The organism is Pedobacter nototheniae (assembly GCF_004335085.1).
GTDB lineage: Bacteria > Bacteroidota > Bacteroidia > Sphingobacteriales > Sphingobacteriaceae > Pedobacter > Pedobacter nototheniae.
The window spans coordinates 95,946-108,136 of record NZ_RQRS01000021.1 but is presented as its reverse complement, the minus strand read 5'-3'; the positions used below and the strand labels follow the sequence as shown (position 1 = coordinate 108,136).

General features: G+C 34.9%; 9 protein-coding genes and 1 rRNA gene. 2 read left to right on the top strand and 8 right to left on the bottom strand.

Annotated elements, in window-relative coordinates:
* Window positions 1-102, top strand: a 5S ribosomal RNA gene (gene rrf / locus EHC72_RS17415); the annotation flags it as partial.
* 468 nt (window positions 103-570) lie between these two features.
* Window positions 571-1,551, top strand: a complete 981-nt coding sequence (locus EHC72_RS17410) for an acyl-ACP desaturase (RefSeq protein ID WP_131538990.1) — start codon at window positions 571-573, stop codon at window positions 1,549-1,551.
* 58 nt (window positions 1,552-1,609) lie between these two features.
* On the opposite strand, the gene EHC72_RS17405 is transcribed toward EHC72_RS17410, so the two are convergent.
* The 8 genes from EHC72_RS17405 to EHC72_RS17370 form a co-directional block, all read right to left on the bottom strand.
* Window positions 1,610-2,542: an MBL fold metallo-hydrolase gene (locus EHC72_RS17405; protein ID WP_131538989.1), complete on the bottom strand. Its 933-nt coding sequence runs from the start codon at window positions 2,540-2,542 to the stop codon at window positions 1,610-1,612.
* A 3-nt stretch (window positions 2,543-2,545) separates the two neighbouring features.
* On the bottom strand, window positions 2,546-5,935 hold the full coding sequence (locus EHC72_RS17400; RefSeq protein WP_131538988.1) for a methylmalonyl-CoA mutase family protein: 3,390 nt from the start codon (window positions 5,933-5,935) through the stop codon (window positions 2,546-2,548).
* 128 nt (window positions 5,936-6,063) lie between these two features.
* Complete coding sequence (locus EHC72_RS17395) at window positions 6,064-6,435, bottom strand: VOC family protein (protein WP_211660327.1); 372 nt, start codon at window positions 6,433-6,435, stop codon at window positions 6,064-6,066.
* 175 nt (window positions 6,436-6,610) lie between these two features.
* A complete protein-coding gene (gene pafA, locus EHC72_RS17390; protein WP_131538987.1) occupies window positions 6,611-8,269 on the bottom strand; it encodes an alkaline phosphatase PafA in 1,659 nt (552 codons plus the stop codon).
* Between the two features lie 122 nt (window positions 8,270-8,391).
* Window positions 8,392-9,681: a bifunctional folylpolyglutamate synthase/dihydrofolate synthase gene (locus EHC72_RS17385; protein WP_131538986.1), complete on the bottom strand. Its 1,290-nt coding sequence runs from the start codon at window positions 9,679-9,681 to the stop codon at window positions 8,392-8,394.
* 463 nt (window positions 9,682-10,144) lie between these two features.
* Window positions 10,145-11,035 (bottom strand): hypothetical protein, encoded by an 891-nt coding sequence (locus EHC72_RS17380; protein ID WP_131538985.1) that lies wholly within the window; start codon window positions 11,033-11,035, stop codon window positions 10,145-10,147.
* Between the two features lie 96 nt (window positions 11,036-11,131).
* Window positions 11,132-11,488, bottom strand: coding sequence for a hypothetical protein (locus EHC72_RS17375; RefSeq protein WP_131538984.1), 357 nt, complete (start codon window positions 11,486-11,488; stop codon window positions 11,132-11,134).
* 27 nt (window positions 11,489-11,515) lie between these two features.
* A complete protein-coding gene (locus tag EHC72_RS17370) occupies window positions 11,516-12,142 on the bottom strand; it encodes a hypothetical protein (protein WP_131538983.1) in 627 nt (208 codons plus the stop codon).
* Window positions 12,143-12,191 lie beyond the last annotated feature (49 nt).

Here is a 12,191-nt window from a genome sequence, read left to right as displayed (position 1 = left end):
ATATCGGTGGTGTCCACCTCTTCCCATTCCGAACAGAGAAGTTAAGCCCACCAGAGCCGATGGTACTGCGGTAACACGTGGGAGAGTAGGTCGGTGCCAAATCTTAAAAGAAACCCTTGCAACTTAATGTCGCAAGGGTTTTCTTAGTTTACAGGAAATTTAAACAAACAAAGCACCAGGGTATAACCCTGGAGTTTGCCCTATCCTTTCTCATCTCCTGCTGCTACCAATACCCTTCAGCTTAAACCTGACCGGAATGGAAATCCTTTTTGGTTAGATCTATTCAATTTAGCAAAGCTTATCCAAAAAGATTGCAATAAAGGGCGGGACTGAAGCACCCATTAAATACTGCACATCCCTTTCCTGAGTATCTCTTGAATACTTTTTAGGTATGTCTAATTATATTTTAAAACTATTTTATTAAGCATTCCACAGATTTAAATCTTAAATGTATTTTTTTAGAATGATTTAACTCATTTTTACAACTGATTATACGCAAATATGTTAATATAATGAGGTTTGCCACATTATTTGGTTATCTTTGACAATAACAAATATATAAACACAACAATGAGTTTTTTTGCAGAAAAAAGAAGGGAAGTAATGTTGCATATTGAAAAATATATGCTCGAGATGATGGATACCTATTTGAAACCAATTGATACTAACTGGCAACCATCTGATTTCTTACCGGATTCTACAAGCGAAACATTTTATCAGGATATTCGAATTTTAAGGGATAACGCTAAAGATCTTTCTTATGATTTAGTTGCTGTTTTAGTAGGTGATACCATCACTGAAGAGGCATTGCCAACATATGAATCATGGTTAGCAATGGTTGAAGGTCCTAGTATGGCTGAAGATGGTGGTTGGATGAAGTGGAATAGACATTGGACAGCTGAGGAAAACCGCCATGGTGATCTTTTAAATAAATATTTATACTTATCTGGACGTGTGGATATGCGACAAATGGAGATATCAACACAATATTTAATTGCTGATGGTTTCGATATTGGCACTGGACATGATCCTTACCGTAACTTTGTTTATACTAGCTTTCAGGAATTAGCAACGAATATTTCTCATAGAAGGGTTGCTTCTTTAGCTAAAAAAGATGGTGATACGCTATTATCTAAAATGTGTGGTGTTATTGCGTCAGATGAAGCAAGACATGCCAAAGCGTATAAAGATTTTATGAATCAAATTTTTATGGTTGATCCTAATGAAGCTATGCTTGCTTTTGAAGATATGATGCGCAAAAAGATTGTAATGCCAGCACACTTCTTACGTGAAGTTGGATTAAAAATCGGTCAGACTTTTGGTCACTTTACAGATGCAGCACAACGTTTGGGAGTTTATACTGCGATTGATTATGTTGATATTATGCAGCAGTTGATTATTGACTGGAAAATTGAAGGTATGCGTGATTTAAATGACGCTGGTGAAAAAGCTCGTGATTATATTATGAATTTACCTTCACGTTTATTGCGTGTGGCAGAACGCATGAAAAACCCAACTATTGATTATAAGTTTACCTGGATTGCAGGTTAAAATTTCTAAATAAATTTTTAAGCCCCGACAAAATCGGGGCTTTTATTTTACATATGTTTTAGTAAATAATCTGACCTTGTTTGGCGAGATGAAAGCCATTTCTTAGTACTTCTTTTTGAGTGTTTAAATCCCAAAGCAAAGGGTTTGTATGGTTAAAGTGGATGAAATAAACTTTGTTTTTGATTATTAAATCTTCATTTTGCAAGAGTTTTTCTGTTTCTGTAACTAAAGGGTGCGGTACTTCTGATATTGCTCTATTTCCAAGTTCTGTATTGGTATAAAAAGTAGCATCTATCATTGCTATATCAACGTTCTTAATCTCGCTTATTATATTTTTATTCCACTTATTCCATTTGTCGACATCAGGTATAAACAAATATTTTTTAGTTGGTGTAATGATCTTAAAACCGGCAGTTTCTGAGTATTCATCTCTATGAGGAACTGTAAATGCGGTGACCGAATTATTTATTATTGATATTGGCTTATCTGCGTTTAACTCAATTAAATCAATATTATTAAGCTTTACTAATTGACTCCATGGGCCATTTTGTTCCAAAAAAGCCTTTAATTTTGGGAGTATATATACTTTAATTTTATTGGTAGCCATTACTTCCCTACCAAATTCCATCAGGCCAGTATAGTGACCAATATGTGCATGAGTTATAAAAATGCCTTCAGGAAGATATGGGTATTGTTCTTTAGTTTGAGATTTAAAATCCTGCAATTGTTGCTTAATATCTGGCGTGGCTTCAAACAACCACCATTTTTTATTGAGTGGGTCAACTAATGCTAAAGAAACAACATTTTTCCTCAGTTTAGGATTTTTCCAAGCCATTTTGCAGCATTCTTTTTGACAACCCATGTGCGGATATCCCCCGTCTTGAGCGATGCCAAGTACAATAATATAACTTGATTTAGGTTCTTCTGCTGACCAGGTTTTTGTTCCAAGAATCAGCAGAAGGGCTATAATTATTATTTTTCGAAGCCTCATTAATTACATATTTCTACGGTATTGTCCACCAACTTCATAAAGTGCATTGCTAATTTGCCCTAAAGAACAAATTTTACAAACTTCCATTAGTTGTTCAAAGATATTATCACCAGCAATAGCCGATTTTTGCAACGCTTTTAAAACTTTCGTTGCTTGATCTTCATTTCTAGTTTGGAATTGTTTTAATGCCTCAATTTGATATTGTTTTTCTTCTTCTGTAGCTCTAATCACTTCTCCTGGAACGATTGTAGGTGATCCATTTTTATTTAGGAAGGTGTTTACTCCAACAATAGGATATTCACCTGTATGCTTTAAAGTTTCATAATATAAACTTTCTTCCTGGATTTTACCCCGTTGATACATTGTTTCCATAGCGCCTAAAACACCGCCTCGATCATTAATTCGTTTAAATTCAGCTAACACTGCATCTTCAACTAAATCGGTTAATTCTTCAATAATGAATGCACCCTGTAAAGGATTTTCATTTTTAGCTAAACCTAATTCGCGATTGATAATTAATTGTATAGCCATTGCTCTACGAACTGACTCTTCAGTTGGAGTTGTTATAGCCTCATCATAAGCGTTGGTATGCAACGAATTACAGTTGTCGTAGATTGCGTAAAGTGCTTGCAAAGTAGTTCTGATATCGTTAAAATCAATCTCCTGGGCATGCAAGGAACGTCCAGAGGTTTGGATGTGATACTTTAATTTTTGGGAGCGATCATTCCCTTTATATTTATTTTTGATTGCCTTAGCCCAAATTCTTCTGGCTACACGGCCAATTACAGCATATTCAGGATCAATTCCATTTGAGAAGAAAAATGATAAGTTAGGTGCAAAATCGTCGATATGCATGCCACGGCTTAAATAGTACTCTACAAAGGTAAAACCATTACTAAGCGTAAATGCGAGTTGTGAAATTGGATTGGCACCGGCTTCTGCTATATGATAGCCGGAAATGGATACTGAATAAAAGTTTCTTACTTTTTCATCAATAAAATATTTCTGAATATCACCCATCATACGGAGTGCAAATTCTGTAGAAAAAATACAAGTATTTTGGGCTTGATCTTCTTTTAAAATATCTGCCTGAACGGTTCCTCTTACAGAACTAATAGCATATGCTCTTATTTTAGCATAAATATCAGCTGGTAAAACCTGGTCGCCGGTAACACCTAAAAGCATTAAACCTAAACCATTGTTACCTTCTGGGAGTGAACCATTGTACGACGGTTTTTTTAAATTTTTAGCTTTATAAATTGCATCAATTTTAGTTTTTACTTCTTCTTCCAAGCCATTTTCTATAATATATTTTTCACATTGCTGATCAATGGCAGCATTCATGAAAAAGCCTAAAAGCATAGGAGCGGGGCCATTAATCGTCATGGATACCGACGTTGAAGGCGCACAAAGATCGAAGCCTGAATACAACTTCTTAGCATCATCCAAAGTAGCAATACTTACTCCGGAGTTACCGATTTTGCCATAGATATCCGGACGTATATGTGGATCTTCGCCGTAAAGGGTTACTGAATCAAAAGCTGTAGATAATCGGTGCGCTGGCTGGCCTAATGAAACGTAGTGAAAACGCTTATTTGTTCTTTCTGGACCACCTTCTCCAGCAAACATTCTTGTGGGATCTTCACCATCACGCTTTAAAGGAAATACACCTGCTGCATAAGGAAATTCTCCAGGAAGATTTTCGGTTAGTAACCAGCGTAGAATGTCTCCCCAATCCTCATATCTTGGTAAGGAAACCTTGGGGATATTTAACTTTGAAAGAGATTCATAGTAAAGAGGTTGCTTAATTTCTTTATCTCTAACTTTATAGATGAAAAACTCTTGCTTGTAGCTTTTTTTCGTTTCTGGCCATTGGCGTAGCAAACGTCTACATTCTCCATCTAATTGTTCTTCAAAAAATGAATAAGCTTCTTCTAGTCCATCGGCACTTGGCAAAAGAGTTCCTGTTTTTTGTAATCCACGATCATTTAGCAAGTCGATTACACCTTTAAGCTGATACATTTTTCTTGCAATACCAGCTTGTTTATCAACCCATTCGTTATAAGCTTGGCTGGCTTCAGCAATTTCGGCTAAATACCTGATTCGATCGGGGGGAATGATATAAATTTTTTCAGACTGATCTGACGTAAGCTCCATTTTTGCATGGAAATCAGTTCCAGTTTTAACCTTAATTTGATCCATTAAAGCAACGAACAGATTGTTCATTCCGGGATCATTGAATTGTGAAGCCATAGTTCCATAAACTGGAATTTCTTCATCTTTGGCGTCAAATATATTGTGATTACGCTTGTATTGCTTACGTACATCACGCAAAGCATCCAAAGCACCTCTTTTATCAAATTTATTTATAGCCACAAGATCGGCAAAATCAAGCATGTCGATTTTCTCTAACTGGGTAGCAGCACCAAATTCGGGAGTCATTACATATAAAGACACATCGCAATGCTCAGTAATTTCTGTATCCGACTGACCAATACCAGATGTTTCTACAATAATAAGGTCGTAACCAGCGGCTTTACAAATATCTATACTCTCTTGTACGTTTTTAGATAAAGCCAGATTGGCCTGTCTGGTTGCTAAAGAGCGCATGTAAACTCTTGGGTTATTAATAGCATTCATCCGGATACGATCGCCCAATAAAGCGCCACCAGTTTTCCGTTTTGATGGATCGACAGAAATAATTGCTAAAGTTTTATCTTTAACTTCTACTAAAAACCGCCTAACGAGCTCGTCAACCAAAGAAGATTTACCCGCTCCGCCTGTTCCAGTAATGCCTAAAATAGGTGCTTTATTATTTTTAGATAATTTTTTTAGTTCATCAACAAAGGCTTGTGCACCTTCAGGATCATTCTCGGCAACAGTAATTGCACCAGCAATAGCCTTTATATCTTTCTGAGGTATTGTTTGAAGTTCTTCGGTAATACTCGTCTTGGTTACAAAATCTGTTTGACGAAGCATATCATTAATCATCCCTTGCAATCCCATTTTCCGACCATCATCGGGAGAATAGATTTTAGAAATGCCGTAAGCTTGTAATTCTTCAATTTCGACAGGCAAAATAACGCCACCACCACCAGCAAATATTTTGATATGACCAGATCCACGTTCTTGTAAAAGATCATACATGTATTTAAAATACTCGATGTGGCCGCCTTGGTAAGAAGTCATGGCAATACCCTGAACATCTTCTTGAATGGCACAGTTTACCACTTCATCAACAGAGCGATTATGCCCTAAATGGATTACTTCTGCACCTGATGACTGAAGGATACGACGCATTATATTGATCGTTGCATCATGACCATCGAATAGGGAGGCTGCTGTTACAAAGCGGATTTTGTTTTTGGGCTTATATATTTCTACTTGTTGCATATTAAAGGATTTTAAGGATTAGAATTTTAACATTGCTGATCCTTGTTTCCAAATATATTTGGTTGCGCAAATGTACTAAAATAAGTAGCTTACTCCTGAGAATACTCTAAACCGTTATGGCTTTTAGTTCAGTTTAATTCGTGGCCAAATTGAAGCAAATAGCCATTGTTATCGTATATAGCAAACTCTCTCATGCCGTATTCAAAATCTTCTACCGGATAACAGATTTGACATATATTTTTTAACCTTTCCCATAATTCGGTTACTTCATTTGTATTGATGTACAGAGAGCCACTCATAATAGATTTTGGCATATTTCGATGTGCGTTAGGGGCGCTGAACATAATTTCTATTTCATCCTTAACGAGGATTAACCAACTTAAATCGTCGGATTTAACTTCACAAGTAAAATCTAAAACCTCTGTGTAAAACTTTAGTGTAGCTGGCATATCATGAGATTCCAGCATTGGAGTAAGGCGATTTGCTATATATTTTGACATGATGTTAAAATAAAAAAAACTATGAAACTGTTTAAATTTCACTAAATATACTCCGTCATCCTGAATTTAGTTCGCGGTCTTTTAAGATAGATTCTGAAACAAGTTCAGAATGACGATCATTTTTTTAGACAAAATTTAAAAAGTTTCTTAGCCTTTTGAGCATAGTTTTTGAAAATTATTTGTTCGTTATTTCTGTAATTGGTTCTCCAACACAACCGCTAGGCATTTGGATATGAAGCAGAGCAGCTAATGTTGCTGAAATATCCGTCATATAGTGTGTCTTGTTTGAGGCACCTGGTTTAATTCCCCAACCCATAAATACCAAAGGAATGTGTGAATCATAAGGGTTCCAATTTCCGTGTGTGGTTCCTGTTGGACCGCCGTTAAACCAATTTGGATTTAAAATATAATAGATATCACCACTTCTTCGGGCGTTATATCCATTTGTTATCATTGTTTTTTGAATTTGCGGCAAAGTGCTTGATGATATTTTAGAAATATCAACTGCGTTAGCAAAACCATCTAATCTTTTTAGAAACTCTACAGAAGCAGCTTTAATTACATCAAAACTAACCGTACCGTTATCAGTTTTATCATGATCGAATATGATTTGATTGTTTTGAGATTTTAATACGATGTTATTTACTTTAAATTTATTGTTAAGATAAGTGTTTAATTGACTTGCAATTTCTTTGTCGCTCACTACGCCTCCAGGTAACTTATTTTCTTGCATAAAAGCTGGAACATGTGCAGCACCATGATCGGCGGTTAAGAAAACCATATAATTTCCTTTACCAACCTTTTTATCTAAATAATTAAAAAACTCCTCAAAATCTTTATCTAAGCGTAAATATGTATCTTCCGCTTCAATAGAGTTAGGGCCGTAAGCATGACCAACATAATCTGTAGCAGAGCAGCTCACCGCAAGGAAATCGGTGATATTATCTTGGCCTAAATCTTCAGAAAGGATGGCTAATTTTGCTAAATCAAGCGTAATTGTGTTTCCATAAGGTGTACTTCTGATGGCGTCGAAATTACGATCAACAAATTGGCTTAAATTATGTGGGAAAGTACTGTTTTTACCCTCGTAAGCTTTTTCATCGCTGGTACTATTTACGTAAGTATTAATTGGGTAAAGTGTTTCCCAGTTTTTAGCGTAAAACTTATTTGCAAGTTTCAATTTATTATAATCGGCTATCCAAGTTGGAACTTCTTTCATATAATAGCTACTGGTAATCCAGTTTCCTGTGCTACCTTGATACCAGTAGGCTGCATTTGCTGCATGACCTGCAGGTAAAATAGAACCTCTATCTTTTAATGATACACCGATTACTTTTCCTTTAAAATTTGTTGCTAACCTTAATTCGTCGGTAATTGTTGTGGTTAACATATTTTTAGGAGACATTTCTCCTTCTGTCGACGGTGTACTGCCAACAGTAACTACTGAGGTATCTTGAGTACAGTACATATTTTTTTTTGTCTCTGGATCGTACCAATCGTTACCAATAATACCATGAACAGCAGGAACAGAGCCGGTATAAATACAAGTGTGCCCACAAGCAGTATAGGTAGGTGTGTAAGGAATATAGGTGTTTTCTACTGAGAAACCATCATTAATTAATCTTTTAAATCCACCATTGGTGTATCGGTTGTAATAGCGGTATAAATAATCCCAACGCATTTGATCTACTACTAAACCCACAACTAATTTTGGGCGGGCAACTTCTGCTGGATAAGTTTTAGGTGGAGTAGCGACTGTTTTCTTGGTTTGTCCGACAGCTATTGAAAGCGAAAAAACGGAAAGAGAAAAGAATAAGTAAGTGGTTTTTTTCATTCTATCTATATTAATATATTTTGGTTAAAGTATTTGATCGTTTTAAAATAGACCATCAACTTCATTAATGGGTTAAAGTAACGACTTTTGAATGAAGTATTTTTGAAGTTTTTGTAAAGATTTTATATCGATTCTGCTACTACGAAGGTACTTCCGCCAATAAAAACCAAATCTTCTTTATAAGCTTTTGATATAGCTGATGCCTTTGCTTTTGCTACGGAACTAAAGCTTTTGCCATTTAAGCCAAATGCAGCGGCTTGTTGTTCAAGTTCTTCAGTAGGCAAGCCTCTTTCTAAATCTGGTTTACAAAAATAATATGTCGCTTCTTTAGGTAAAATGGATAAAACCTTTGAAATATCTTTGTCTTTTACCATTCCAAATACAACATGAAGGTTTTTATATGGCGTTAAGCTTATATTTTTAACAACTTCGGTTATTCCAGCTTCGTTATGCCCGGTATCACAAATAATTAAAGGATTTTTACCGAGCGTTTGCCATCTTCCTTGTAAACCCGTAAACTTTTTAACCTGTTTTAAACCTTGGTAAATATTTTCTTTACTGATTTTTAAGCTCGTTTTCAGATTCAAAACATCAAGCGCTTGTAGAACAGTAACCATATTTTTTGGTTGATATATACCAGTTAAATCGCTTTGAAGTTTGCTATATTTTAAATTTTCACCTTGATAAATGGATAAAGAAAGTTCCCCGTTTTTTATAGAAATATCTTGAGCGCTAAGTTGTTGATCTGCAAAAATTATTGGTGAGTTTACTTCTTTCGCTTTTGCGATAAAAACAGGTTGGCTTTCGCTTTGAGTTTCGCCAATAACGGAAGGAATGCCTTTCTTAATAATACCGGCTTTTTCTCCAGCAATCTCTGCGAGGGTATTTCCAAGCATGTTAGTATGATCGAGGCTAATATTGGTAATAACTGAAATTTGGGGAGTAATTATATTTGTAGAATCTAAGCGGCCCCCTAAGCCAACCTCAATAACAGCTATATCAACTTCGTGTTTAGCAAAATGATCAAATGCCATTGCAACAGTAACTTCAAAAAACGAAGGCTCAATTTTTTCTATTAATTGTTTCTGCTTTTGCACAAAAGAACATACCTCGGTTTTACTCATCATTTTTCCATTAATGCGAATACGTTCGCGGAAATCTTTTAGGTGTGGAGAGGTATACAATCCAGTTTTATAACCTTGGGCTTGTAAAACAGAAGCCAGCATGTGAGAGGTTGATCCCTTGCCGTTTGTACCAGCAACGTGGATGGTTTTGAATTTGGTTTGAGGATTATCAATTGCTTCACAAAGAGCTATGGTATTTGTCAAGTCTTTTTTGAATGCTGATGCACCTATACGGGTAAACATTGGTAGTTTACTGTATAAAAATTCAAGCGTTTGCTGATAGTTCATAATATAGTTCAAATATAAGTGGACTATTATTATTATGAAATGAAAAGTTCATTTTTGTTAAAAGGAATGGCAGGCTTTAATTCTTCTCTAATGTTTTTCACAAATTGAAAAATTAAAGACCGAATTATTTTTGTTTTGATTTTTTTGTTTTGATTTTTTTCAAAACAAAAAAATCAAAACAACTGAATTTTAATAGTTTCCAAATGTTTGTTACCCTTGCGCTTGGTGTTATCACCGTACCATCTAAATGTGATCTAAGTAATATGTTATTATATGCGATTGGTGATAACACCGAGCACAGGTATAACAAAATTAACTCATTAAAATACTACGAATTTGTAGATGTGCACCCCAAGAGCTTTCAAAGAAATTATAAGCTTGTTCCAAAAAAGTAAAAAAACAATACAATTTACCTTTCAGCTGAACTGGTTGGAATATGTAGTTTTTTTAGTTTTGGCATACATTATAAGTCGCATAAAGCTTTCACCGGATATTTTTTGTATTCAAATACTTTTATATGTCTTTCTAAGTCCCCAAAAATTGTTTCAAATCCCTCAAAGTTACGCTCATATCCGAACGATCCCGTTTCTTTAAGCCCCTCCACTATTTTAAGGGTTCCAAACTTTTCAAATTTATCTTTGAAACCTATAAAATCTTTGTGGTCTACCGCCAGTTGAACAAGACCAAAAAAGAAATTACAGTTGCCGCCTAACAAGTTCCAGATTCTTTCTATGCCCCGCTGCATTTCTCTTGTTGTATCCTGGCTATAGCCGCTGCCTATTGTCCTACCCAATATTTCCTCGTCTTCCAAGTTGTTAATTGTTGGTTTTATATCTGAATTGAACGTTGTTGGGACTAAAATATAATTACATTTTCCCCTGTATTGCTCTATTTTTGCACAAATGACGGCTCGATAATTTCCGTCTTTAAGTTGAAAAGTTAATGCATCATCTGGTTGGAAATAAAGGTTGCTTATTTTTCTATAGTTTTTTCTTGGTCTTACTTTAGTGTTTGTCTTGCTGATCTTCTTTAAGAATTTGTCAAGTTCATTTTGTCTCACCTTACCTTGCTCTTTGCTGTTTTCAGCCCATTTTTTTACACTTGCTCCCTTATCAACGATCGATTTTATATAAAATAATTTTTCAGGTGTCATTTGGCCTGTTTCCCACAAAGCCAACGCATAGGATGTTACATATATTTCATTATCAAAATCATTTAAGTAATCTGCTTGAATAAGTGGAAGCTCTTTGTATATCAATTCAAAGTCGACACCTTTATCGTATAAGTCCATGAAGCCCCAGTAGGTGTCGTAAGCTGTATCCCCGTCAATTATCCTGATGCCATCTATTGCCATTCTCTTTTAATTTAAACTTGGGGCTAAATAAAGAAAAGAATGAAAAATGCTATGACCTTTTAGCTTACCTAAATAGTTATTTGTGTTTGTTTGCATCTAATTTTCTTTAATAAAATAAATTCCGTCGGTTGTTTTTATGAGTACAAAATATTTGTAATTCACAAAAATAGATCTGTTTATCTCTATGGTGCTATTTTTACTTTTAGAGGTATTTACTTTTATTTTTAGAGTGTTTTCCCCGATTTGTATGTTATAGTATGCATTCCCTCTCCAATAGCCACTGTAACCAGTGGATATCGTAGTACCTGAAGATCCTTTTACCCGTTCCTTGTTTTCAAAATGAAAGTATTTTTGTCTTTCAGTAAATTCAGGAACAACCATTTCGAGTTCTTTTTTGCCTATGATTTTTCGGCTATGGGATTTTAATTCATTTGGAACATTTACCTTATTCACTTCGTTGCCAATAACAAAAAAAATGCTCTAATATGGAGACGATGACGGAAAAGTTATCTCTTGACAATAACTCGCTTGCCCATTTAAACGTTTGATAAGTTTTAGCAATTCAAAATTTTCTGCTTTTTTTGCTAAGTCATCATCAACTTCTTTTTCTTTTAACCAGCGTTCAGTTTCACTTTTGTTTGAAATATTTTGTCTGTCTTTATAATATTGTTCCAAGACATCAGCTTCCATCGTCAAATTTTGGTTGTATACTTTGTTGTATTTATGCTTGGTTTTGTCGCCTGTTTTTATCCAATTAGGAAAATAACCGTCCCCTAAATAAATGAAGTAATTTTCGGGTTGTATAGCTATATCGTTAAGGACTGGCTCGTAATGACGCAAATCTGATTTATCAACTAAATTTAATGTATCGATTAAATTGCCGCTTTGGTCAAATTTATATAAATGACCAAGATAATATGCAATTATTTGATTTTCGTTTTTACTGTTGGTTACGTAGAAGTAATTGGTAATTTTTGTGATCTCAAAATTTTTCTGCAAAGGATTTTTTCTACTTTCTGTATTGTTAATATCAGTATACGTTGATAAATCTTGTGCAGAACAACTGCTAATAAAAAATCCTAATAATGTTCCGAATATTAATTTCATATATATTTTTTTGCTCAACCTTTGGTTTCGTCTACCTATTTCCCTACAG

What these genes read in the sequence shown, in the direction of transcription:
- EHC72_RS17410 (WP_131538990.1), top strand. Translation starts at nt 571, where the DNA reads ATGAGTTTTTTTGCAGAAAAAAGAAGGGAAGTAATGTTGCATATTGAA.
- EHC72_RS17405 (WP_131538989.1), bottom strand. Translation starts at nt 2,542, where the DNA reads ATGAGGCTTCGAAAAATAATAATTATAGCCCTTCTGCTGATTCTTGGA.
- EHC72_RS17400 (WP_131538988.1), bottom strand. Translation starts at nt 5,935, where the DNA reads ATGCAACAAGTAGAAATATATAAGCCCAAAAACAAAATCCGCTTTGTA.
- EHC72_RS17395 (WP_211660327.1), bottom strand. Translation starts at nt 6,435, where the DNA reads ATGTCAAAATATATAGCAAATCGCCTTACTCCAATGCTGGAATCTCAT.
- pafA (WP_131538987.1), bottom strand. Translation starts at nt 8,269, where the DNA reads ATGAAAAAAACCACTTACTTATTCTTTTCTCTTTCCGTTTTTTCGCTT.
- EHC72_RS17385 (WP_131538986.1), bottom strand. Translation starts at nt 9,681, where the DNA reads ATGAACTATCAGCAAACGCTTGAATTTTTATACAGTAAACTACCAATG.
- EHC72_RS17380 (WP_131538985.1), bottom strand. Translation starts at nt 11,035, where the DNA reads ATGGCAATAGATGGCATCAGGATAATTGACGGGGATACAGCTTACGAC.
- EHC72_RS17370 (WP_131538983.1), bottom strand. Translation starts at nt 12,142, where the DNA reads ATGAAATTAATATTCGGAACATTATTAGGATTTTTTATTAGCAGTTGT.